This is a genomic window from Gilvibacter sp. (genome assembly GCF_013214815.1).
In the GTDB taxonomy this organism is placed as follows: Bacteria; Bacteroidota; Bacteroidia; order Flavobacteriales; family Flavobacteriaceae; genus Gilvibacter.
On sequence record NZ_JABSPU010000006.1, the window covers coordinates 39,944 to 62,023 of the forward strand.

At 43.6% G+C, this 22,080-nt stretch carries 25 protein-coding genes; 7 read left to right on the forward strand and 18 right to left on the reverse strand.

Going from position 1 to position 22,080, the window contains the following annotated elements:
* Position 1: 1 nt before the first annotated feature.
* From HRT75_RS02410 to HRT75_RS02425, 4 genes are read right to left on the reverse strand one after another with little or no spacing between them, the layout of a single operon-like run.
* On the reverse strand, positions 2–1,225 hold the full coding sequence (locus HRT75_RS02410; protein ID WP_291182414.1) for an Nramp family divalent metal transporter: 1,224 nt from the start codon (positions 1,223–1,225) through the stop codon (positions 2–4).
* Positions 1,225–1,797 carry a sigma-70 family RNA polymerase sigma factor gene (locus HRT75_RS02415; RefSeq protein ID WP_291182415.1) on the reverse strand — a complete coding sequence of 191 codons (573 nt, stop codon included), beginning with the start codon at positions 1,795–1,797 and terminating at the stop codon, positions 1,225–1,227. The genes HRT75_RS02410 and HRT75_RS02415 overlap by 1 nt, the downstream gene beginning before the upstream one ends.
* Positions 1,788–2,882 (reverse strand): glycosyltransferase, encoded by a 1,095-nt coding sequence (locus HRT75_RS02420; protein WP_291182416.1) that lies wholly within the window; start codon positions 2,880–2,882, stop codon positions 1,788–1,790. The genes HRT75_RS02415 and HRT75_RS02420 overlap by 10 nt, the downstream gene beginning before the upstream one ends.
* 6 nt (positions 2,883–2,888) lie before the next feature.
* Entirely contained in the window at positions 2,889–3,089 is a 201-nt protein-coding gene (locus tag HRT75_RS02425) for a membrane or secreted protein (protein ID WP_272832726.1), read from the reverse strand.
* Positions 3,090–3,183: 94 nt separating this feature from the next.
* On the opposite strand from HRT75_RS02425, the gene HRT75_RS02430 reads away from it, so the two are divergent.
* Positions 3,184–3,741 (forward strand): hypothetical protein, encoded by a 558-nt coding sequence (locus HRT75_RS02430; protein WP_291182417.1) that lies wholly within the window; start codon positions 3,184–3,186, stop codon positions 3,739–3,741.
* Here the strand turns inward: HRT75_RS02430 and murB are convergent.
* Together murB and HRT75_RS02440 are read right to left on the reverse strand one after the other, a co-directional pair.
* Positions 3,722–4,726 (reverse strand): UDP-N-acetylmuramate dehydrogenase, encoded by a 1,005-nt coding sequence (gene murB, locus HRT75_RS02435; RefSeq protein WP_291182418.1) that lies wholly within the window; start codon positions 4,724–4,726, stop codon positions 3,722–3,724. The two genes, HRT75_RS02430 and murB, sit on opposite strands and share 20 nt — an antisense overlap.
* A 3-nt stretch (positions 4,727–4,729) precedes the next feature.
* The gene (locus HRT75_RS02440; RefSeq protein WP_291182419.1) at positions 4,730–5,920 is read right to left on the reverse strand and encodes a pyridoxal phosphate-dependent aminotransferase; all 1,191 of its coding nucleotides are present in this window, start codon (positions 5,918–5,920) and stop codon (positions 4,730–4,732) included.
* A gap of 215 nt (positions 5,921–6,135) precedes the next feature.
* On the opposite strand from HRT75_RS02440, the gene HRT75_RS02445 reads away from it, so the two are divergent.
* Positions 6,136–6,819, forward strand: a complete 684-nt coding sequence (locus tag HRT75_RS02445) for a retropepsin-like aspartic protease (protein ID WP_291182420.1) — start codon at positions 6,136–6,138, stop codon at positions 6,817–6,819.
* A 45-nt stretch (positions 6,820–6,864) separates the two neighbouring features.
* Entirely contained in the window at positions 6,865–7,347 is a 483-nt protein-coding gene (locus HRT75_RS02450) for a PDZ domain-containing protein (RefSeq protein WP_291182421.1), read from the forward strand.
* A 48-nt stretch (positions 7,348–7,395) separates the two neighbouring features.
* Here the strand turns inward: HRT75_RS02450 and HRT75_RS02455 are convergent, their stop codons facing one another.
* Positions 7,396–7,806, reverse strand: coding sequence for a DUF1573 domain-containing protein (locus tag HRT75_RS02455; RefSeq protein WP_291182422.1), 411 nt, complete (start codon positions 7,804–7,806; stop codon positions 7,396–7,398).
* A gap of 240 nt (positions 7,807–8,046) precedes the next feature.
* Between HRT75_RS02455 and HRT75_RS02460 the strand changes: the two genes are divergently transcribed.
* Positions 8,047–10,674, forward strand: coding sequence for a valine--tRNA ligase (locus HRT75_RS02460; protein ID WP_291182423.1), 2,628 nt, complete (start codon positions 8,047–8,049; stop codon positions 10,672–10,674).
* Here HRT75_RS02460 and HRT75_RS02465 read toward each other — a convergent pair whose 3' ends face one another.
* From HRT75_RS02465 to rsfS, 6 genes are all read right to left on the reverse strand, one after another.
* Positions 10,675–10,941, reverse strand: a complete 267-nt coding sequence (locus tag HRT75_RS02465; RefSeq protein ID WP_291182424.1) for an acyl-CoA-binding protein — start codon at positions 10,939–10,941, stop codon at positions 10,675–10,677. It abuts the gene before it with no gap.
* The gene (locus HRT75_RS02470) at positions 10,938–11,588 is read right to left on the reverse strand and encodes a phosphatidylserine decarboxylase family protein (RefSeq protein ID WP_291182425.1); all 651 of its coding nucleotides are present in this window, start codon (positions 11,586–11,588) and stop codon (positions 10,938–10,940) included. Before HRT75_RS02470 ends, HRT75_RS02465 begins: the two co-directional genes overlap by 4 nt.
* Complete coding sequence (locus HRT75_RS02475) at positions 11,578–12,378, reverse strand: phosphatidate cytidylyltransferase (protein ID WP_291182426.1); 801 nt, start codon at positions 12,376–12,378, stop codon at positions 11,578–11,580. The genes HRT75_RS02470 and HRT75_RS02475 overlap by 11 nt, the downstream gene beginning before the upstream one ends.
* Position 12,379: 1 nt before the next feature.
* Positions 12,380–12,994, reverse strand: coding sequence for an LUD domain-containing protein (locus HRT75_RS02480; RefSeq protein ID WP_291182427.1), 615 nt, complete (start codon positions 12,992–12,994; stop codon positions 12,380–12,382).
* Between the two features lie 105 nt (positions 12,995–13,099).
* Positions 13,100–15,058, reverse strand: coding sequence for an ATP-dependent zinc metalloprotease FtsH (ftsH, locus tag HRT75_RS02485; protein WP_291182428.1), 1,959 nt, complete (start codon positions 15,056–15,058; stop codon positions 13,100–13,102).
* A 9-nt stretch (positions 15,059–15,067) separates the two neighbouring features.
* Complete coding sequence (gene rsfS / locus HRT75_RS02490) at positions 15,068–15,439, reverse strand: ribosome silencing factor (protein ID WP_272832711.1); 372 nt, start codon at positions 15,437–15,439, stop codon at positions 15,068–15,070.
* A gap of 90 nt (positions 15,440–15,529) precedes the next feature.
* Here rsfS and HRT75_RS02495 point away from each other — a divergent pair, with 90 nt between their 5' ends.
* Entirely contained in the window at positions 15,530–16,261 is a 732-nt protein-coding gene (locus HRT75_RS02495) for a biotin--[acetyl-CoA-carboxylase] ligase (RefSeq protein WP_291182429.1), read from the forward strand.
* Here the strand turns inward: HRT75_RS02495 and HRT75_RS02500 are convergent.
* Together HRT75_RS02500 and pyrE are read right to left on the reverse strand one after the other, a co-directional pair.
* Positions 16,258–16,650, reverse strand: a complete 393-nt coding sequence (locus HRT75_RS02500; RefSeq protein ID WP_291182430.1) for an SRPBCC family protein — start codon at positions 16,648–16,650, stop codon at positions 16,258–16,260. The genes HRT75_RS02495 and HRT75_RS02500 overlap by 4 nt on opposite strands.
* Before the next feature lie 3 nt (positions 16,651–16,653).
* A complete protein-coding gene (gene pyrE / locus HRT75_RS02505) occupies positions 16,654–17,295 on the reverse strand; it encodes an orotate phosphoribosyltransferase (protein ID WP_291182431.1) in 642 nt (213 codons plus the stop codon).
* 7 nt (positions 17,296–17,302) lie between these two features.
* On the opposite strand from pyrE, the gene HRT75_RS02510 reads away from it, so the two are divergent.
* The gene (locus tag HRT75_RS02510) at positions 17,303–17,929 is read left to right on the forward strand and encodes an NUDIX domain-containing protein (protein ID WP_291182432.1); all 627 of its coding nucleotides are present in this window, start codon (positions 17,303–17,305) and stop codon (positions 17,927–17,929) included.
* Here the strand turns inward: HRT75_RS02510 and HRT75_RS02515 are convergent.
* Entirely contained in the window at positions 17,897–19,639 is a 1,743-nt protein-coding gene (locus tag HRT75_RS02515; protein ID WP_291182433.1) for a M14 family metallopeptidase, read from the reverse strand. The genes HRT75_RS02510 and HRT75_RS02515 overlap by 33 nt on opposite strands.
* Positions 19,640–19,752: 113 nt before the next feature.
* Between HRT75_RS02515 and HRT75_RS02520 the strand changes: the two genes are divergently transcribed.
* Positions 19,753–20,478: a T9SS type A sorting domain-containing protein gene (locus HRT75_RS02520; protein WP_291182434.1), complete on the forward strand. Its 726-nt coding sequence runs from the start codon at positions 19,753–19,755 to the stop codon at positions 20,476–20,478.
* A gap of 87 nt (positions 20,479–20,565) precedes the next feature.
* Here the strand turns inward: HRT75_RS02520 and coaD are convergent, their stop codons facing one another.
* Positions 20,566–21,024: a pantetheine-phosphate adenylyltransferase gene (gene coaD, locus HRT75_RS02525; protein WP_291182435.1), complete on the reverse strand. Its 459-nt coding sequence runs from the start codon at positions 21,022–21,024 to the stop codon at positions 20,566–20,568.
* Between the two features lie 13 nt (positions 21,025–21,037).
* Entirely contained in the window at positions 21,038–22,021 is a 984-nt protein-coding gene (locus HRT75_RS02530) for a D-alanine--D-alanine ligase (RefSeq protein WP_291182436.1), read from the reverse strand.
* Positions 22,022–22,080 lie beyond the last annotated feature (59 nt).

A 22,080-nucleotide genomic window follows, 5' to 3' on the forward strand; every position in this document is an offset into this window, starting at 1 on the left:
ACTACAATGTGAAAAGATACCAAACGCTAAAACCGATCAAGGTGATCATTCCTATCCAGGCTAGAATATATAAGGGTTTGGAGGGTTTGTGCTCCTCTGGCATATGTTTACTGGTCACCAATCGCATATTGAGTCCGGCGTAAAAAGGCGCGGTCAAAAAGGAAAGTACGGTCGCAACCTCTATCAAAACACCCATAAGGCCTTCCACGCGGATCAGCAATACAAATATTGATGTGGTTCCAACTACCAAGATGATCAGCCAAGTCAAATAGGCTTTGGGCATTTCACGTTCTCGCAACAATTCTGTAGTGCGAGCCATGGCTCTAGGCGAGGCATCTAAGGTGGTTAGGGTAGTGCTGAACATAGTAGTTAAGGCAGCTATGCCAATGATATAGCGCGTACCATCTCCCAGGTTCACAGTATACATTTCAATGAGTTGAGTGGCAAAGACTCCACCGATGCTTGAAAATTGTTGACCACTGCCAAACATGACCAATCCGCCTAAGAGAAGAAAGCAGATCGCTAGTATTACTGTGGCGATATAACCTACGTTAAAATCAAAGCGCGACTGTTTTGGAGTTATGGAATCTGTGATCTTCTTCTTTTCAAGGGTCCACATGGAATGCCAAATGGAGATGTCCAAAGGCGCTGGCATCCAACCCATAAAAGCGATCAAGAACCCAATGCCTATGGCAGTATCTGGTAATTGCTGTTCCCAACTCACATTACTGCTGTTAGAAAGCGCCAAGGCGACAGCGATTAGCGTACTTATGGTCAAACAGATAATGATGATCTTCATTAAACTGTCCAGCACTCGGTAACGCCCAAGAATTAAGATCAAAAAACAGATTCCTGTAATTATCGCGCTCCAAAGCGTAGTGTCTGGTCCGCCAAAAAGGCTACTCGCAATTCCAGAGGTCACTATGGTTACCGCTGTTTGTATAGTAAACATGGTAGCCAGCGTGATCAAAAAGTAAGCGATCAGTGCCGATCTTCCGAGTTTTTTATAGCCTTCCAATAAACTCTCTCCAGTGGCCATGGCATAACGCGGTCCGAATTCAAAGAAAGGATACTTAGCCAGATTGATCAGCAGTAAAGCCCAAAGTAAGCCTAAACCAAAATCAGCTCCTGCTCTTGTGGACTGTACCAAATGCGATACACCAATAGCGGCCCCCGCAAAGAGAAAACCAGGCCCCAACTTGCGTATGGTCTGAACCCATTGCATCAATCTTGGCGTTTGGATTTGATGAAAGTGGCTAGTAGATTCTTTGCGCGCAGCAACTTCACCTTCACATTACTTAAAGACTCTTCCATGGCATCAGAGATCTCGTTATAGGATTTCTCTTGAAAATAGCGCAGGTTGATCACTTCTTGATAATGTGGCTTGAGTTGTTTGATCATGGCCAGTAATTCCGCCAGATTTTGCTCGGTGATGAGTTTGTCTTCTGCCGTAGGGGCATTATCAGCAACTTTTTTTAAATGTTCGCTGGCAGAGGTATTCCGATCTATTTCTGGTTGATTATTCTTTTTTCTAGACTTATCGATCTGTAAATTCTTAGAAATAGTGATTAGCCAGGTGTTGAAAGCGTATTTGGGATCGTAAGTGCTGAGTTTGTCAAAGGCTTTTGAAAAGGTCTGAATGGTGATCTCTTCTGCTTCGTATTCGTCTTTTAAGCGCTTGAGTTGAAATCCGTAGACTTGATTCCAATAGGTGTTCAGCAAAGTATTAAAGGCAATTTGGTCTCCTTTAAGTGCTTTTTCTATGGCTGAAGCAATCTTTTGCTCGTTTATTTCCAAGTGGGTTTTGGGCTTAGAAGATTGGATATAAATATACTCATTTGGAAACAGATGAGAAACAACTCCAACACAGGAGCTGCAATAACCAGGTCTAAGGCCTTTAATTTTTTTCCAGCCCCTAAATAGGACAGCCATTGTATAAGCGTCCGCAGTCCAAAGAAGATAAACGCGTATTGAATATTAGTAATCGCCAATAGAATCAGAACGATCCAAAAACTCAAGTTGCCTATGTAATAAAGACCCAAAGCTGATTTGAAGAAAGATTTGTAGTGTTTGGCTGTGCTGATATGTCTTCTTTTCTGAGCCACCCAAGAGCTAAAACTAGTTTTTGGCTCAGAAATGGTAAAGCTCTCTGGATTTAGACAATAGGTCGTGTTTTGTGAGTTTGCCGCTTGATTCACAAACAGATCATCATCTCCAGACTGTATTTTAATATGACTGGCAAAACCCTTTTGCTCTTCAAAAAGGATCTTGGTATAGCCTAAATTTCTTCCGACACCCATATACGGCCTGCCTGCGTGGGCATAGGAGAAATACTGCAAAGCTGTAGTAAAGGTCTCAAATCGGATCAGCGCGTTGAGCAGTCCAAAGCGTTTTTGATACCCGCCGAATCCCAGTACCAATTGTTTCTCCGCACTAAAATATTGACTCATTGTGCTCAACCAATTTGTAGAATCTGGAACGCAATCCGCATCCGTAAAAACCATTCGGGTATGCTTGGCTTTTTTAATGCCTAAGGTCAGGGCGTACTTCTTGGAATTGTGAAAACGCTCGTTGGCTTTCACGTAAACCGGCGTGATTCTTGGGTCTTGCTCGCTAAAACGATCTATGATATCTGCCGTTGCATCTGTAGAGGCATCATCAATTAATACCAATTCAAAATCGGGATGGCTTTGAGTGAGCCAAATTGGGATGTTCTCTTCTAGATTTTCTGCTTCGTTCTTTGCACAAACAACCAAGGATACTGGATAGACTTTGGAGGTTTGCGGAGCAGGGTTTTTGCTCCATCCGAAGTACATAAAAACAAAATAGTACAGGAGGTTGATCAGCAGAACGCCCAGGGCTATGTAAACCAGTGGCGTCAAAAAAGATTACTTGCTAGACTCGTTACAAGAACCAAACTCGCTAGGCATCTTGCCACAGAATCCACAAGCTTCTCCTTCTTTGTTGAGCATTGGATTTTGGCTAGCACAAGTTCCGGCAAATTCGCCGTCTTTCTTTGCCCAGATTTTAATGGCAATCCCTGCAAAGGCTAACAGTAACAGTCCAAGTGTGAGTAAGAGTAGTTTCATGATGCTTGTGCTTTGAGCTTTAAGAATTCGTCTTCAATGGATTATCTGACCAATTCACCCTGCAAAAATACAATCTTTTGATATCTTTAAGTCGATGAGGGCTGCAAAAAATTACTTAATTCTTCTCCTGCTAGGAACGGTGCTTTACAGCTGTAAGCAAGAGGTTGCTACTGTTGCTGCAGAATATGTTGCCGCTCCTGTTGTTGATACTATCACACCGCCTCCTCCGCCTGTGAAAGTGGCTGTAGCCGACGGACTCCACTTGCGCCTGGCAGAACGCATGAGTGCCGACTCGGCGCAAGACGAAACGTATTTACTTTTTGCTGATGCTCTTACGTATTCCAGCGGAGAGAAAACTTTAATAATTCCCAACGCATCATTGACATGTAAAGATTGCACGGACTTAAATTGGGATGATTATTTATTGGAGCAGTCTTTAGGCAGTCCGCAGATCATGGAAGAACTCAATGGGTTTAGAACGCGATTTTCGGCGATGAGTGCCAGTGGAAAAGAGTGGGTTTTTAGTCGTGCTTCTGACAGTCTGTTAGTAGAAGATCCATCTGGAGTGTTGCATTTAATGTGGCAAACGGATATTCAGGCTTCGAACGGGTTGCTTCACTTGCTTAGCCCTATCAGCAGCCAATCAGATTAACCTCTACTTGTAGCGCGATTCCAAATTTTTCTAAGACCTCTTTCTGAATTCTTTGGGCAAGGGACCAAATTTCTTGTCCAGTAGCATTTCCGTGATTGACCAAGACCAAAGCTTGTCTGTCGTGAACGCCTGCGTCCCCAAAGCGTTTGCCTTTAAAACCGGCATGTTCTATCAGCCAGCCTGCGGGCACTTTAACCTCCGTCTCACTGACCTCGTAAAATGGAGCTTCTGGGTTCTTTGATTGAAACACCTCAAAAGCTGCCCTGCTGATCACAGGATTTTTAAAGAAACTACCACTGTTGCCGATCTGCGCAGGATCTGGCAATTTGCTGCTTCTGATATTGATCACCGCTTGAGCAATACTGGCTACAGAAGGAGTCAGATTGAGATTTTCTAATTCCGTGTTTATGGCTCCGTAAGAGGTGCTTAAAGCATGATTGGCAAGACTCAGTTTTAAACAAACTGCCGTAATGATATACGCGCCTTTAAGTTCGTTTTTAAACACCGAATCGCGATAGCCGAATTGGCAATCTTCTAAGTTAAAAGTCTTGGGCTTGCCAGTTGCGATCTCAACAGCCGTGCAGGAAACAAAAACATCTTTGAGTTCCACGCCATAGGCGCCAATGTTCTGAATAGGAGCCGCCCCGATCTTCCCAGGTATCAAAGCCAGGTTTTCAATGCCTCCATAGTTGTGATTCACACAATACATCACAGTGTCGTGCCAATTCTCACCGGCTTGAAATTCTAGAGTGATGTGATCTTCAGTACGTGAAACTTCTCGAATACCTTTGTTGTTGATGTGTAGCACACTTTGCTCAATGTTTGCGCATAGCAACATATTGCTTCCACCGCCAAGTACAAAATAATCCTTAGGGCCATCTTTACTTAGCAGTTCTTGCAATTGCTGTTCGCTGCTGATCTCAATAAAATCAGCAGCTTGGGCATCAATGCCAAAAGTGTTGTATGTCTTTAAAGATGTAGGCAATAGTTAATCTTTGTAAACAGCCAGCGCTGCCTTGAGTATAGCAACAGCGCGCTTGAGTTTGTCTTCATTGAGCACGTAAGCAATGCGGACTTGATTCTTTCCAACACCCGCTGAGGAGTAGAATCCAGCTGCTGGAGCAACCATCACTGTTTCTCCATCCAAATCAAATGATTCCAAAAGCCATTGGGCAAATTTATCCGAATCATTAACGGGCAATTGAGCGATACAGTAGAATGCTCCTTTAGGATTACCGACTTCAACACCCGGAATTTCTTGCAACCCAGCAAGCAAAGTGTCTCGTCTGGAACGATACTCGGTTTTCACTTCTTCAAAGTAGGAGTTTGGCGTATCCAAGGCAGCCTCACTAGCGATCTGCGCAAAAGTAGGAGGGCTCAAACGCGCCTGAGCGAATTTCATCGCAGTCTTCATCACCGCTTTGTTCTTAGAGACCAAACATCCAATACGCGCGCCACACATGCTGTAGCGTTTAGAAACCGAATCTACAATGATCGCATGCTCTTCCAATCCAGCTTCCTGTAGAATAGAGTAGTGCGGCTCATCTCCATAGGTGAACTCGCGGTATACCTCGTCAGCCACCAGAAAGAGATCGTGTTTTTTAACTAATGCAGCTAGTTTTTGGATCTCCGCTTTGGAATACAAATAACCTGTTGGATTCCCAGGGTTACAGATCAAGATCGCCTTGGTGTTTGGCGTAATCAGTTGTTCAAAATCTTCTATCGGAGGCAGGGCAAAATTGTTTTCAATTTTAGAGATCACCGGAACAATTTCTACTCCGGATGCCGTTGCGAAGCCGTTATAGTTTGCGTAAAATGGCTCTGGAATGATGATCTGATCGCCAGCATCCGCAATACAACCCATGGCAAAAAGCAGGGCTTCACTACCACCTGTGGTCACAATAATGTCATTAGCACCAACATTTATGTTGTGCTTTGCATAGTAAGCCGCAATTTTTTCGCGGTATTGGTCAGAACCTTCGCTGCGCGAATAGGCCAATACTTCCACTTGATTGTTTTTAATAGCATCAAGGGCTACTTGTGGGGTTTTGATATCGGGTTGCCCGATGTTGAGGTGATGGATGGTTTTACCTTGCTTGATAGCGGCCTCTGCAAACGGAACCAGTTTTCTGATGGGTGATTCCGGCATGGCCACTCCTTTCTGAGAGATTGCAGGCATAGCGAACGGATAAATAGTTAAAATTCGACTTCGAAAAGCAAAGATAAAGTAACATTGGCTTAAGTTTTATAACTTATCCTAGAAATTCGTTCTGCTTGAAAAATCTGTTGCTTATTTGCTCGTTTCTGGCCTCTCGGACCCTTTAGGGGCAAGGGCGGTTTAGCCTTCCAGAAGGCACCCAGAGCAATAAGATCGATTTTCAGTTTCTGAGCAATTTGGTCATTGTCCCTGTGGAGCTCAATGGGGTGACTTTAGATTTTCTTTTGGACACGGGAGTTAACGCGACCATCCTGTTCAGTATAGAGAATAAAGATTCCATCCAACTCAATAACACCAAACCGGTACGATTACGCGGATTGGGGACCGGAAGTTCTATTGAGGCCATCAAATCTACGGGTAACACTTTCAAAATTGGTGAGGCGGTCAATCGCAATCAAACGGTCTTTATTGTTTTTGATGACGATTTGAACTTTTCACCCCGATTGGGTGAGGCGGTTCACGGAATCATTGGCTACGATTTCTTTAAGGATTTTGTGGTCGAGACTGATTACGTTCGGGAAAAGCTCACTTTTTATGATCCCGAGTATTACAAACCGCCCGACTGCCGGCGCTGCTTTAAAACGCCTATGCGCTTTTACAACAACAAGCCTTGTGTGGAATTAGAAGCAACTTTGGGCGGTGTGACCGATACTGTAACCGTGCTGTTGGATTCCGTTTCTGGAGATGCTTTGTGGCTATTAAAAGACAAAGACCCCTGGATTAAAGTTCCTAAAAAGCACTTTCGGGATTTCTTGGGATTGGGACTTAACGGGAACATCTTTGGAGAACGTTCTCGGATTGAAGGAGTAGGCCTGGGAGATTATTATTTACGCGATGTCAACACGGCCTTTCCAGAATAAGACGCCTTTGGGAACATCAACTTATTTAAGGCCCGAGACGGTTCTATGGGTGGCGAGCTACTGAATCGGTTCACTACGATTATCAACTATCCTGATCGGGAATTGATCTTAAAAAAGAACCGCTATTTCAATCAGCCATTTTACTACAATATGAGTGGTTTGACCTTGCAACACAACGGTTATGAGTACGTTAAGGAAAAGCTGGCGGGGACTAATAAATCCAAATACGGAAATGATCCGAACAATGTCAAAAATGAGGTCATTATGTATGAGACCCAGCAACTATACGCCATAAAGTTGGCTCCTAAGATCGAGGTGGCTGAGGTTCGGGAAGGATCACCTGCGCATGAAGCTGGGATGCGGTCGGGAGATGTCTTGACCTTTCTCAATGGCGAACCCATCCATCGATTTACTTTACAAGAGCTCAACGCACTTTTTCATTCCAAAGAAGGCAAACTGATGCGCTTTAGAGTGAATCGCAACGGTTATAATTTACGGATCACCTTTAAGCTCCGCAGAGTACTATAAAAAAAACCCGCCTATTGGCAGGGTTTCTTTTTAGAAAGCAAGTGCTTCTTAACGTGTCTTTTCTAAAACGCTCTTCTTGCTGTCCGGATCAAGGATGGTTCCTTTGATCTTGATGGCCTTTACTGGCTCGTCAGCGTTAGAATATACGGTGATCGTCTTACGGATAGGGCCAACGCGCTTGGTGTCATATTTCACTTTGATCTGACCTGTAGCTCCAGGAGCAATCGGTGCATCTGGTTTTTCAGGCACAGTACATCCACAGCTTGATTTAACTTCTGAGATGACTAGTGGTGCGTTACCGGTATTGGTGAACTCAAATACGCGGATTCCGTCAGCGCCTTTGTTGATCTCACCGTAATCGATGGTTTCTTGTGTGAATTCAATTTTTGCCACCTTGTCCTGAGCCTGCACGGCATAGCTCATTAAAGTTACTACGGCTAAAAGAATAATCTTTTTCATGTCTTTTAATTTAGAGAACGAAAGTAGGTTTTTTGGGTTAGTTTATCTGCTAAAAATGCGCTAAGTCTGTGTTAAAATCTAAAATTTTCGACCAAATGCACGCTTTTAGTGCGGTTCATTACATTTCCTTAGGCTAAAGTAGACAATATTTTGACTTGTCCAAAAATCGCCTAATAGCTTTTAAATTCTTGAGTATATAACTACTTTTGCTGCCTTATAGAGTTCAAAAATCAGACCAAAATGGTATTAGCAGCAAAATACAGCGCTAAGGAGGTAGAGCAGAAGTGGTATAACTACTGGATGGATCAGGGATATTTTCATTCTGAAGTCAACGAGAAAGAGCCTTACACCATCGTAATTCCACCACCAAATGTGACTGGAGTCCTGCATATGGGACACATGCTTAACAATACCATTCAAGATGTGCTTATACGCAAAGCGCGCTTGGAAGGTTACAATGCCTGTTGGGTACCTGGAACGGATCACGCTTCTATTGCTACAGAAGCTAAAGTTGTTGCTAAACTCAAATCCGAAGGAATCGAGAAAAGCAGCCTGACCCGTGATGAATTCTTAAAGCACGCCTGGGAGTGGACCCATAAACACGGCGGGATCATTTTAGAGCAATTAAAGCGTTTGGGAGCCTCTTGTGACTGGGAGCGCACCAAATTCACCATGGACGACGATATGTCGGAGTCCGTGATCCACGTTTTTGTGGATCTGTTCAATAAAGGATTGATCTACCGCGGTTACCGCATGGTAAATTGGGATCCTCAGGCCAAGACCACCCTTTCTGATGAAGAGGTGATCTATCAAGAGAAACAAGGGAAGCTTTACTACGTTTCCTATAAAGTAGCTGGTTCAGACGATACCTTGACCATTGCTACAACGCGTCCGGAAACCATTCTAGGAGATACTGCGATCTGTATCAACCCTAACGATGAGCGCTTTACTCATTTGAAAGGTAAGAAGGCAATTGTGCCGATCTGCAACCGTGAGATCCCGATCATTGAGGATGAATACGTAGATATGGAGTTTGGTACAGGTTGCTTAAAGGTAACGCCTGCACACGATGAGAACGATAAGGTGCTCGGAGACAAGCATGGATTAGAGATCATAGATATTTTTAATGACGATGCAACCTTGAATGCACACGGAATGCATTACCAAGGGCAGGATCGATTTGCGGTGCGCAAAGGAATTACTAAGGAGCTTGAAGAATTAGGCCATTTGGTAAAGACAGAAGACTACACCAACAAAGTAGGTACTTCTGAGCGAACTGGCGCTGTGATTGAACCTAAACTGAGCGATCAGTGGTTCTTGAAGATGAAAGACCTAGCCGCTCCCGCTTTGGATGCTGTTCTTAAAGAAGATGTCGCTTTGGTTCCTGGAAAATTTATCAACACCTATAAACACTGGATGGAGAATGTTCGCGATTGGAACATCTCTCGTCAGTTATGGTGGGGACATCAGATTCCTGCCTACTATTACGGAGCTGACAAACAAGATTTTGTAGTTGCAAAAACTGCTGACCAGGCACTAAAACTGGCTCAAGAAAAAAGTGGTAATGCTGCTTTGACGGCTGCAGACCTGCGTCAGGATGAAGATGCCTTGGATACTTGGTTCTCTAGCTGGCTGTGGCCAATCTCTGTTTTTAACGGAATCCTGGAGCCAGAGAATAAAGAAATTGAATATTACTACCCGACCAATGATCTGGTAACGGCTCCTGAGATCCTATTCTTTTGGGTTGCCCGTATGATCATTGCCGGATACGAATACCGCGATGCTAAGCCATTTAGCAATGTTTATCTTACCGGTATTGTTCGCGACAAGCAACGCAGAAAGATGAGTAAGCAATTGGGTAATTCACCAGACCCGATTCTTCTTATGGATAAATACGGAGCCGATGGCGTTCGTGTTGGAATGTTGTTGAGTTCCCCGGCAGGAAACGACTTGATGTTTGATGTGGATCTCTGCGAGCAAGGAAGCAAGTTTGTCAACAAGATCTGGAATGCTTACCGACTGATCCAAGGTTGGGAAGTTTCTGAGGACAGAAAACAAACAGAAGCCGAAAGCTTGGCGTTACAATGGTACCGCAACCGTTTCCAACAAGTATTGCGCACCGTAGAAAGTGAGTTTAAGCAATACCGTATTTCAACGGCGCTTATGGAAACTTACCGTTTGGTTTGGGATGATTTCTGTTCCACCATGTTGGAGGCGATCAAGCCGCCTTACGGGGAGCCTGCTTCTGCGCAGACCTATCGTGAAGCCATTGCGATCTTTGAGGATAACTTACGCATCTTACACCCGTTCATTCCGTTCTTGACGGAAGAGCTTTGGCACGATATCGCGGAGCGTTCTGCAGAGGAAGCTCTAATTGTTTCCAGCTGGCCAAAACACGAAGATTTTGATGCCGAATTCATTGCGAATTTTGACTTTGCGATGGAGGTAGTATCTGGCGTGCGTACCATCAGAAAGAACAATCAGATCGCTTTTAAAGAAACGGTTGATCTTGTTATTGCTGATAATGAAAAGCAAGGGCGCACCTTTGAGCCTGTGATCCAAAAACTCGGAAATATTCTAAACATCTCTCACGGAGAGGCGGTAGATGGAGCTTTGACCTTTAGAGTTAAAGCGAACGAGTATTTTGTACCGATCAGCGGGGCTGTTGATGTAGAAGCGCAAATCGCTAAAATCCAAGAGGAACTCAGCTATACCGAAGGCTTTTTAAAGAGTGTTCAGAAAAAGTTGAGCAACGAGCGTTTTGTGAATAATGCTCCGGAGCAAGTGGTTGCTGTGGAACGCAAAAAAGAAGCAGACGCCTTGGCAAAGATCGAGACGCTTAAAGCCAGTTTAGCCGGTTTACAATAATTACTTGCGGTACAGGAGGTAGTGGTTCACTGCGTCAATATACTTTTGCTTGGCTTCATCCGGAGTCATGTTTTGGACTTGAAATAAAGCATTGGTCTTAAAAGCATTGATCAGGGGTCTGGAACTGCTGGGCAACTCTCTGTTTTTGGTTGCTACCTTGTAATAGGCGTAGAGTCTGAGTAAGAAATCAGCAGGAAAGGGTTGCTCGTGGCTGTTGATGGTTTCCACGGCGTCTTCAAAGGCTTTATCTAAATCTTCTGAGTTCATGCGCGTGCCAGCACTGTGAGTCCACCTTTTACTTTCTGATTGAGGCTGACCTCAATTTTTGCGTCTAAAGGCAGGAACACATCCACACGAGATCCGAATTTGATGAAACCGCTATCTGCAGTTTGGTCTGCTCGCTGACCTTCTTCTGCATAATTCACGATGCGTTTGGCCAAAGCGCCTGCGATCTGACGGTGTAATACATCGCCAAATTGCTCGCTCTTTACTACGACAGTGGTGCGTTCATTTTCTTCAGAGGCTTTGGGGTGCCAAGCTACTAGATACTTTCCTGGATGGTATTTGCTGTATACGATATCACCACCTACTGGATAGCGCGTAACGTGGACATTGAGTGGAGACATAAACACAGAAACCTGTCTGCGTTTGCCTTGAAAGTATTCGGGTTCTTCAACTTCTTCAATGACCACCACTTTGCCATCCACCGGAGAGAATACTGCGTCAGCATCTTCAGAGAAATTCCTTTTGGGGTTTCTAAAGAATTGCAAGATCAGAATCAATAGAACTAAAAAAGTACCCATCAGCGAATAGCGCAACCAGGGGAGCTCCACAAATTGATCCACAGTGAGTACTGAGGCAATGCAGAGCACTAAACTGGCAAGAATAATTGTATTTCCTTCCTTATGAAACATAACAGTTCAAAATTAAGAATATATAGACAAATGGCGCTGCATAAATGAGACTATCCATACGGTCGTAAAGTCCGCCGTGTCCAGGCATGATCACGCCGCTGTCTTTCACACCAGCTTCGCGCTTCATTTTAGACTGAACCAAGTCGCCTAAAGTTCCAAAAACGACCACAATGACCGCCAAGATAATCCAGTTCCAAAGCCCATAAACTCCGTAGATCATGTGTGCGGCAATGCCTATTCCAATTGCTCCCAGGGCTCCTCCTAAAAAGCCTTCGACGGTTTTTTTAGGGGAAACGCGTTCCATGAGTTTGGTCTTTCCAAAATTGCGTCCGACCAAATAGGCAAAACTATCATTGGCCCAAAGCATCAGAAATACGGCGATAACTACTTTGTAGTTGAAGACTTCATTGTCTAAAGGCAATAAGGACAAGGAGCCTATTCCTAGACATAAATAACCAAGAAATACCAAAGGTTTTAAGGCTGGAATTAAAACACCATCAGCTTTAAAAAGCCAATAAAGTAAGGCTAAATTTACCACAATATTGAAGCTGACGATCAAGGTTGGATCCACCCAACTTGGAACTACCCAATGCAGTACTCCTGCTAAAACAGCCAAGAGTGGAATGCCTATCCATACGGGGAATTTGTTCAAACGGCAGTATTCCAAGCTCACTAAAACTCCAAATACAAATACTACTATGAGAAAGGCAATTTTTGACCACAGTAACGACCCTAAAAGTAGGGCGATATAGAGCGCTCCTGAAGCGGTGCGAATCAAAAGGTCGTTCATGCTATAAGTCTTCCAGAAGCAACAAATATAGGTTTTTTGTTGTACTTCCGTAGCTCATGAAATCCTTTTCCTTTTGGGTTTCAAAATCCTGAATGGTGGTAATGTTCGTTGGGATTTTGTTCTTGTTGCGGTCTTTGATCTGTCGCAATCCCTCGCCGATATTATCAACCAGCTGACTGGTAGTTGAGAAGATGATAAAGTTGGTGGGCAGTTCGTCTAGTTTCTTTTCGCGGATCTGATTGGAAGAGATCAAAACGGAACCGTTATTCGCTATCAGCGATTCACATCGCGACAAGAAAAACTTGCTGCCGTTCTTGGTGCCAAACTGCAGGTTAAAGCCGTCAAAACGCTCCATGAGTTGCTGGTCAATACAAAAGGCTTCTGCTTCATACCAATCGTTCTCCATCAAGATATTATCAAAGCTTTGCAGTACCTCTTCTAAATTCTCACAATACAAGAACTTACCGCCGTTTCTGCGGAAATTGTAAGTGAATTTTTCGTCTATGGGAAGTTGTTTCTCTGGGTAGTACTTACTGTGCTGTTTGTCCAATGATGTATCCTCGGTAGTTTTGGACTTACCGGACTTTGGATTCAACAGTCTTTTAAACAGACTCATAGGTGCTTCTTGATGGGGATTTGAAACGTATAACCTCAAAGATAAAAAAAAGTTGGAGCCTATGGCCCCAACTTTAAGATTATATAACGCTTATTTGTGGTTAAACTATTCTGAATCTACTGGAATCGTCTCCACTTTTGGCCATTGACGCTCTCCAAAGATCAGTTCTAAGTTGTCTTTAAAGATCACTTCCTTCTCCAACAACACATTAGCCAACTCGGTGAGCTTGTCTTTGTGCTTCTTCAACAGGTCAACAGCACGGTTGTATTGAGTCTCAATGATATTGGAGATCTCTTTGTCAATCATCTCTGCAGTTTTTTCAGAGTAAGGCTTGGAGAAGTTGTAATCGGTTTGCCCACTGCTATCGTAATAGGTTAGGTTTCCGATCTTATCGTTCAAACCGTAGATAGTTACCATGGCGCGTGCTTGTTTGGTCACTTTTTCCAAATCGCTCAAGGCACCCGTCGATACTTTTCCGAAGATCACTTCCTCAGCAGCACGACCACCCATGGCGGCGCACATCTCATCCAGCATTTGTTCAGGACGAACGATAAGACGTTCTTCTGGCAAATACCAAGCAGCTCCTAATGATTGTCCGCGAGGAACAATGGTAACCTTTACCAAAGGCGCAGCGTGTTCCAACATCCAACTCACAGTTGCGTGACCGGCTTCGTGGAAGGCAATGGCTTTTTTCTCTTCTGGGGTGATGATCTTGTTTTTCTTTTCAAGCCCTCCGACAATACGGTCAACCGCATCTAGGAAATCCTGCTTACCAACAGCTTTTTTGCCTTTACGCGCTGCGATCAAAGCCGCTTCATTACACACATTGGCAATATCTGCTCCCGAGAATCCAGGCGTTTGCTTGGCCAAGAAATCGGTATCTAATTCTTCTAGTTTTTTAATCGGTCTGAGGTGTACCTCAAAGATCTCTTTACGCTCGCGAACGTCTGGCAGATCCACATAGATCTGACGGTCAAAACGTCCGGCACGCATCAAGGCTTTGTCCAGTACGTCGGCGCGGTTAGTCGCAGCCAACACGATCACATTGGTGTTGGTTCCAAAACCATCCATCTCCGTTAAGAGCTGGTTCAAAGTGTTTTCACGTTCGTCATTAGATCCGGAGAAATTGCTCTTTCCACGGGCACGACCGATTGCATCGATCTCATCAATAAAGATGATAGACGGTGATTTTTCCTTAGCTTGTTTGAACAGGTCTCTCACACGAGAAGCACCTACACCTACAAACATCTCCACAAAGTCAGAACCAGACAGAGAGAAGAAAGGCACTTTAGCCTCACCCGCAACGGCCTTGGCCAATAAGGTCTTACCAGTACCCGGAGGTCCTACAAGTAAGGCTCCTTTTGGAATTTTACCCCCAAGAGAGGTGTATTTTTCAGGATGCTTCAAGAAATCAACGATCTCTTGTACTTCTTCTTTAGCACCTTCAAGACCAGCAACATCTTTAAAAGAGGTCTTTACTTCTGTGTTCTGGTCAAATAGCTTTGCTTTAGACTTTCCAATGTTGAAGATCTGTCCTCCTGCGCCTCCGGCACCTCCTGCAGACATGCGTCGCATGATCAAGATCCAAATACCAATGATGATGGCAAAAGGAAGTAAGCTGATCAAAATGTCACTCAAGACACTCTCTTCTGTAGTTCTTTTTACAGAAGTCACAGATTTTCCATCTTCCTTGAGTTCGTTATTGATCTCTACAATGCGCTCTTCAAAAAATGTAGGATCTCCAAATTGAAATTCGTAATCCGGCGCGGTAGCAGAGCTCACGCGGAACGAATTAGTCTCAGTCTTTTGGTGAATGTCCTTCAGTTTAGCATCCGGAGTAAGGTAAACTCGTGCTTTGCGGGTGTTGGCAACTACGACCAATTCCTGCACATCGCCCTCACGCATGAAATCTAAAAATTCCTCTTGCGTTGTGGCCGGCGGTTTGGACCAGCTGTTTCCACCCATAAATTGGATGCTCAATAATACTACTATAATAATCCCATAAATCCAGTAAGGGCTGAACTTGGGCTTTTTTGTTTCGTTGTTTTTCTTTTCCTCCGACATGGTCTGCTTTTAGTAAGTAGATTCGATTTTAATGGAGTGTGCATCACCCCAAAGGCCTTCTATATCGTAAAACTCTCGAATGTGTTTCTGGAATACGTGAACCACTACATGAACGTAGTCTATCAAAACCCATTCGGCATTTTCAGTTCCTTCTGTATGCCAAGGCTTCTCACGCAACTCTTTGCTCACCGATTTTTGAACGGAATTCACAATTGCATTGACTTGTGTATTCGAGGTACCGTTGCAAATGATAAAATAATCGCAGACCGTATTCTCAATCTCTCTCAGGTCTAGGATTTCTATATCCTGTCCCTTTACCTCTTCAATTCCCCGTATTATTTGAGTTATTAATTGATCTGTTCCTACTTCTTTTTTTGACATTAAATCGGTTTATTTATGCAAAGTTATTACTTTTTTCGTTCCTTAAAGACGTCATCCAATTAAGATTAACACAATATTTAAGATCCTACCTTGAAGCTAATCAAACTTAATGCCACCCTTTCCACAAACGACTACCTGAAAGCCCTCGTAAAGACTGGGGTAGACTGTGCGGCTAGCGTGGTGATTGCTCATGATCAAACCCAAGGTCGTGGCCAGCACGGAAACCATTGGTATTCCAAAGCAGGGGAAAGCCTCACTTTTAGCCTGTACAGGCGTTTTGAGCAGCATCCGGAGGTCTTCCCTTTCATGCCACAAATGGTAGTGGCCTTGGCTATAAAAAAACAACTGGACGCTCTGCAAATTCCTGCTGTCAGTATTAAGTGGCCCAACGACATTATGTCATACCAGAAGAAGATCGGTGGCATCTTGATTGAAAACATCTGGTCTGGAGGAAAGCCGGTCCACCGTGTAATTGGTATTGGTTTGAATGTAAATAATGACCTCCCAGATGATTTACCTCGAGCTAACTCGTTAAAGCAGATCACGGATAAGCATTACGACCTGGAAGAATTAGGCATGCGTATCGCAGGTCAGATATACACTTATTTTGATGATTTCCGAGTAGCGGATCAACAGCAGTGGTATCAGCAATATTTAGCTGCGCTTTTCAAAAGAGGGCAGGCTGCAAGTTTCCGGATTGCCGGTGAAGCACCCTTTACAGCTTTGGTAAAAGGAGTCACTCCAGAGGGCGATCTGGAATTACAAATGGAGGACGATTCCGTCCATCATTATGCCGTCAAGGCGATAGAAATGATCTATTAGATGTTTTGAAGATTGTCTGTCAAGGCCTCTAAAAAGGAGTTGATAGGCCCTTTGATCATCATGGCCATCATGGCGTTGAAATCCCCTTCAAATTCAAGGGTTGTAGCTGATTTGCTAGCCTCAAGTTCTTCAATATTTGCGGTAAGGGTAAAAGGAAGTTTGTCACTTTTGGCTCCGAGTACCACTTGGCTAGGTGCGTTGATCTCTTTGAGCTCAAGAGCAATCTCTGGCATTCCTTTGAGCGCAAATACAAACGCTTGATCTCCGATCAACTCAAACTTCGCCGTATTCTCTGGCATGAGTTGCTCAAAGTTTTTTACGTCAGTCAAAAATTCACAAACTTCTTGAGCAGATTTATCTAGGGTTACCGTCTTGCTTGTTAGATTCATAATTTATTGCATCCATTGGGCGGGATTGCTGCGCCACTTTTCTAAGGTTTCTAATTCGTCTTTGGTGATGTACTTAGCTTTCTCCGCTTGTTGCAACAAATGTTGATAGTTACTCAAGGTGTGAAGCTGTACATCGGCGTCCTTAAAATTATCGGTCGCCGTATCAAAGCCGTACGAAAATAATGCCAACATTCCTTTGACTTGCGCATTGGCAGCTCTTAAAGCTTTAACCGCATTCAAACTGCTCTTTCCTGTACTGATCAGATCTTCTACAACTACAACAGATTGATGCTCTTCCAAAATACCTTCGATCTGATTTTGGCGGCCGTGCTTTTTAGGCTCCGGACGGACATAAATGAAAGGTAAATTCATATAATCGGCAACCAACATACCAATCCCAATGGCTCCAGTAGCCACTCCGGCAATTACGTCTGGTTTTCCGTATAATTCCTCGATCTGACTGGCTAAGTGCTCTCTTAAGAAGTTGCGAATATGCGGATAGGAAAGCGTGATTCTGTTGTCACAGTAGATTGGAGATTTCCAACCCGAAGCCCATGTAAAAGGGTTTTGTGGTTGCAATTTTATTGCATTAATTTGTAACAGAAGTTCTGCGGTTTTTTGCGCCGTGTCCTTTTTCAATATCATTTTGCAAATGTATTACAAAGTTTTTATTAATGAGATCCCGGTGATACTTTCCACAGAGAAGTTTATCGGTAAAGAATACGTCTCCATTCCGATTGAATTGGTCCGATTCAAAAAGCTTATCAAGATGATAGAAAAGGGTAAACTCACCCACGTGAATCTCTATCATTCCGATCCGGAGAAATTAGAACTTCACCTGCGCAAAAAGCTCAAAGTTGTAGAAGCTGGTGGCGGTTTGGTATACAACGACCGCAAAGAGATCCTGTTCATTTACCGCAACAAGAAATGGGATTTACCCAAGGGTGGATTAGAAAAAGGTGAGACGCCAGAGCAAGCTGCAATTCGAGAGGTGCGCGAGGAAACCGGGGCAAAGAAATTAGAGGTGACTCGTTTTATCCAAAAGACCTACCACGTCTTTAAGCGCAACGGAGAGCGTCGTTTGAAGATCACTTATTGGTTTGAAATGTCAACAGGCTATGATGGATCTTTAAAACCCCAGGCCAAAGAAGGTATTGAAAAAGCCAAGTGGAAAAACTTTGCTCAGACACAAAAGGCCCTTCAAGGAAGCTATGAAAACATCAAACTGCTATTTCCCAAAGAGTATTTAACGACTCACCCGGTAGATCGGATAGCGTAAGTGTGCGGCCTCGTAGTAGGGCGAGTTCTTATGTAGCCAATCTAACTGTGCATACCAATTACCGGCAAAGTTCTCGTCATTTGCTTTTTTAGCTTCAAATTCTGCTTTGATCTCGGGGTTTTCATTCAAGAATTCCAAGGCGAGGTCTTCCCATACATAAGGTGAGAAACCTTCTTTCTGTTGCAATACCGTATCAAAGAAATTCCAGTTGAAAAAGGAGTCAATAGCCGCAGGCTCCAAAGTTTCTAAAAGATATCGAACCGCTTCTTGCTCTGCAGGGATGCGATAGCTTCCTTTTGGGATGCGCACCTCAGTCTGATAGGGTTCCACTTTGGTGTTGTAATGCGGATAGTGTCCTTCATAAGGACGATTGTAGGTTTTGTAATCTGCAATTCGATAGGCCGTTACCATCATTGTCGTATCCTTGTCAAACTGATCCATGATCACACCGTTTGCGCGTAATCGCGTCAGGATGCGCCACCAACCTTTGGGTACAATATAGTGATCTGGGATCTGCACAGAATCCGTCGGTTTAAAATAATTGTAGTAGGTAACTGGCTTTTCAAAGGGTTTATCGTGATCGTATTTTAAACGATTGGCGCCGGTAATCTCACTCGGGACATAAGTCCCTTCATACCCTTTAAAGTTTAAGGTGGTAGTTTGACTGCTGTCAATAGCCCAAGAAATTGGGTAGTAATTCCCGCTTTTATATGTTTTCCATGCTTCTCGCTTAACATTTTTGATCTCCTCGGCATTGGCCTCAGAAAACCCAATTACAGATTCCATAAGCGCATAAGTTCCTTCAACGCGATCCTTATAAGGTTTCAGCATATGAGTTTCTACCATCAATCCCAAGGTGTTGTAAAGAGCAGTATAGCCCGTAGAATAGCGCGGACCGTCCATGAATTGTGAAAAGCCGCTCTCTGGAGTTCTGTTGAAAACATTCACATAAGGAGTGATGTCCCAATTCTTTGCAGCTAAGGAATCTTCTAAAGCCGGCATCATAACTTCATGGAGGTATTTTCCAGCTTTCCCACCGAGTTTATTGTGCTGCGTAAATAGATGGGTTAGGGTGTATTGATAATCAGCTCCGTTGCTCACGTGATTATCAATGAAGACATCGGGATCCAGCAGATCAAAGAGTTTCTGAAAAGCCAAAGCATTCCAGGTGTCACTTTTGATAAAATCTCTGTTTAAATCATAGTTGCGCGCATTTCCACGAAAGCCATAAGCCTCAGGTCCATTTTGATTGGTTCTGCTAAAAGAGTTTCTATTGAGTGAACCACCTATATTATAGATTGGAATAACTGCGATGATTACATTTTCTGGCGCTTTGATTTTACCTTGAGCCAAGTCTCGAATAAGCATCATGCTGGCATCGATCCCATCACTCTCGCCAGGGTGGATTCCGTTGTTGATCAACATCACAACCTGCTTCCCGTCTAAGCCGAGCTCTGAGTCAAAGCTGCGGTTGGGATTAAAAGTGACCAAATGCAGGCGCTCTCCGCTGTCTGTCCGATCCATTTCATACATAGCAACAGAGGTATAGGCTTCACTCAAAGCGTCATAGTAGGAAATAACGTCTTTGTATTCTGGAGTTTGTGTGCCGTTTGAGGACTCAAAAAGTGTAGTAAAATCTCGGTCAGATTTAACCTCGGAATTACATGAAAATAACAGTAAAATAAAGAGAAGCGCGAAGTATCGGGTCATGGATGTTGATTTTAATGCGGTCTAAAATTAAGAAAGAATCAGTTTTTCACTTTGTTGTTTCAACATTTAAATGCTACATTAGCATAGTAAAACTAATCTTAAAACAAATTGACATGAAGAAAATTACTCTTTTATTGGCCTGTCTTTTAGTGGGAGGTGCAGCGTTTGCTCAAGTAAACGTGGACATGGCAAACGCCATCCAAGTACAGACTCTTCCATTCAACGATCCGGACGTAAACGTTCCTAACGGAGCTCAAGAGGAAGGTCAAGTAGGATGTAACTTTAACGTTCCTTCTGTAGACTACAAATTTGAAGTTGTAACTGGTGGTACTGTAACTGTTTCTATCGACACTCCAGCTGGATTGTCTGAGCCAGTACTTTACTACGCGACTACTATCGATGAAACTGACCCAACTGGTCTTACAGTAACTGACAACCTTGGTGGTGTTGGAGCTGGATGTTTCGACAACGATGCTGGTCCTGACGGAGTTCGTACTACTGTTGTAAACGACGGTGACATTATGTTCGTATTCGTTGCAAACGAAGGTATCTCTGGAGTTTCTTTCTCTGGTGACGCTGTACTAGCTACGCTTTCGACTGCAGACAACAACCTTGAAGGTGTATCTGTGTATCCTAACCCTGTAAAAGACGTGCTAAACGTTACTGTTCCTGTAGGAGCTGAGGTAACTAGCGCTAAGCTTTTTGACGTATTGGGTAGAGATACTGGAGTTGTAATGGTAAATGGAGCCATCAACACTTCTGGTCTTTCTAACGGTATCTACATGTTTACTTTAGAAACTACTGAAGGAAACTACACTACAAAAATCGTGAAGCAATAAGAATTATTTCTTAGTTTAAAAAACCCTGTCAAACGGCAGGGTTTTTTTTATGTCTTGTTTTGAGTAATTCTTTAAGTGAGGTAGTGGCTATTTACGCACCGCGGATGGCACCAAATGTTGGTAATTGCCGTCATATTTCATGATCTCACGAACTATGGATGAAGAAACGTGAGTGACACTCGGAGAAGTCATTAGAAAAACCGTTTCTACTTCATTATCCATAGCGCGATTGGTTTGAGCAATGGGACGCTCGTAATTGAAGTCTGTAGTGCTGCGCAGTCCTCTCAAAATAAATTGAGCGTTAACGGACTTGCAGAAGTCGACCGTAAGGGTTTCATAAGTAGCAATGCTGATTCGATCTTCACCCGCAAAGGTGGCTTCCAAGAACGCCTTGCGTTGTTCTAAGCTAAAGGTGTATTTCTTTGCAGAGTTTACACCAATGGCGAGCACGATCTCATCAAACATTTGCAGTCCGCGTTCAATGATATCACAGTGCCCTAAGGTGATCGGATCAAAAGATCCGGGAAATACAGCTTTTCTTTTCATAGAAGCTAAGATACTATTTATGCGGCAATACGTTCTGAACTAGTTGAGAGAACAGTTCAGACAGCGGGATATTTGCAGCCTCAGCCTGCTTTGGGATTATGCTTGCCTCAGAGAGTCCTGGGTTGGTGTTAATCTCTAAAAAGTAGGGTTCTCCATCTTGAAGGATAAAATCGCAACGGACCAATCCACTCATTTCTAAGAGTTTATAAATACGTGCCGTTTCTGCCTGAGCACGAGCGGTCTCTTCTGGGCTAATTCGGGCAGGCGTGATCTCGTCAGATTTACCCAAATACTTGGCTTCATAATCAAAGAAATCATTTTCACTGACGATCTCAGTCGGAAGCAAAACTTGAACCCTTCCATCTTGGTCATAAGCACCAATGCTCACCTCAGTGCCCACTAAGGCGGTTTCAATTAGGATCTGATGATCTTCTTCAAAAGCTTTGTCAATAGCAGGCTGAAGCGCTTCCATCTCGTAAACTTTGGAGATGCCGTAACTGCTTCCCGCTCGATTGGGTTTTACAAAACAGGGAAAGCCTACAGCTTTGACGATCTCCTCTAAGGGTACTTCGGTTTCTTTGTTGAGGTAATAGGATTGAGCACATTTTACACCGAACTGCTTCAATACGGCTAAACAATCACGCTTGTTAAAACTCAAAGCTGCCTGGTAAAAATTGCACGAGGTTTGCGGAATGCCAATCAGTTCCAGATAAGACTGCATCAAGCCGTCTTCTCCCGGAGTGCCATGAATCACATTGAAAATGACATCAGGAATTACTTTAACCCCGTCAGCCATAAAACTAAAATCTCCTCGATCTACAGTATGCTTATTATTGTTTGAATCTAAGTAATACCAGTGATCGCGTTCAACATGAACGGCAAAGACCTCGTAATGGGCTTTTTGTAAATGCTTTACTACGGTTGCGCCACTTTCCACGGAGATGGAGTGTTCGCTTGAATAGCCTCCCATGATTACAGCAACTTTTACAGGCTTCATAAGAATGTGTGATTTATAGCGTTTGTAATTTGAGGTTGGGTTTGCAACAAACCATTTTT

Bases quoted from the DNA above. Each gene is read 5' to 3' on its own strand.
- rsfS (WP_272832711.1), bottom strand. From the start codon at position 15,439: ATGTCAAAAAAAGAAGTAGGAACAGATCAATTAATAACTCAAATAATA.
- HRT75_RS02450 (WP_291182421.1), top strand. From the start codon at position 6,865: ATGGGTGGCGAGCTACTGAATCGGTTCACTACGATTATCAACTATCCT.
- ftsH (WP_291182428.1), bottom strand. From the start codon at position 15,058: ATGTCGGAGGAAAAGAAAAACAACGAAACAAAAAAGCCCAAGTTCAGC.
- HRT75_RS02500 (WP_291182430.1), bottom strand. From the start codon at position 16,650: ATGAATCTAACAAGCAAGACGGTAACCCTAGATAAATCTGCTCAAGAA.
- HRT75_RS02520 (WP_291182434.1), top strand. From the start codon at position 19,753: ATGAAGAAAATTACTCTTTTATTGGCCTGTCTTTTAGTGGGAGGTGCA.
- HRT75_RS02460 (WP_291182423.1), top strand. From the start codon at position 8,047: ATGGTATTAGCAGCAAAATACAGCGCTAAGGAGGTAGAGCAGAAGTGG.
- HRT75_RS02480 (WP_291182427.1), bottom strand. From the start codon at position 12,994: ATGAGTCTGTTTAAAAGACTGTTGAATCCAAAGTCCGGTAAGTCCAAA.
- HRT75_RS02430 (WP_291182417.1), top strand. From the start codon at position 3,184: ATGAGGGCTGCAAAAAATTACTTAATTCTTCTCCTGCTAGGAACGGTG.
- HRT75_RS02465 (WP_291182424.1), bottom strand. From the start codon at position 10,941: ATGAACTCAGAAGATTTAGATAAAGCCTTTGAAGACGCCGTGGAAACC.
- HRT75_RS02410 (WP_291182414.1), bottom strand. From the start codon at position 1,225: ATGCAATGGGTTCAGACCATACGCAAGTTGGGGCCTGGTTTTCTCTTT.
- HRT75_RS02425 (WP_272832726.1), bottom strand. From the start codon at position 3,089: ATGAAACTACTCTTACTCACACTTGGACTGTTACTGTTAGCCTTTGCA.
- HRT75_RS02440 (WP_291182419.1), bottom strand. From the start codon at position 5,920: ATGCCTGCAATCTCTCAGAAAGGAGTGGCCATGCCGGAATCACCCATC.
- HRT75_RS02530 (WP_291182436.1), bottom strand. From the start codon at position 22,021: ATGAAGCCTGTAAAAGTTGCTGTAATCATGGGAGGCTATTCAAGCGAA.
- pyrE (WP_291182431.1), bottom strand. From the start codon at position 17,295: ATGATATTGAAAAAGGACACGGCGCAAAAAACCGCAGAACTTCTGTTA.
- HRT75_RS02475 (WP_291182426.1), bottom strand. From the start codon at position 12,378: ATGAACGACCTTTTGATTCGCACCGCTTCAGGAGCGCTCTATATCGCC.
- HRT75_RS02455 (WP_291182422.1), bottom strand. From the start codon at position 7,806: ATGAAAAAGATTATTCTTTTAGCCGTAGTAACTTTAATGAGCTATGCC.
- coaD (WP_291182435.1), bottom strand. From the start codon at position 21,024: ATGAAAAGAAAAGCTGTATTTCCCGGATCTTTTGATCCGATCACCTTA.
- HRT75_RS02510 (WP_291182432.1), top strand. From the start codon at position 17,303: ATGTATTACAAAGTTTTTATTAATGAGATCCCGGTGATACTTTCCACA.
- HRT75_RS02470 (WP_291182425.1), bottom strand. From the start codon at position 11,588: ATGTTTCATAAGGAAGGAAATACAATTATTCTTGCCAGTTTAGTGCTC.
- HRT75_RS02515 (WP_291182433.1), bottom strand. From the start codon at position 19,639: ATGACCCGATACTTCGCGCTTCTCTTTATTTTACTGTTATTTTCATGT.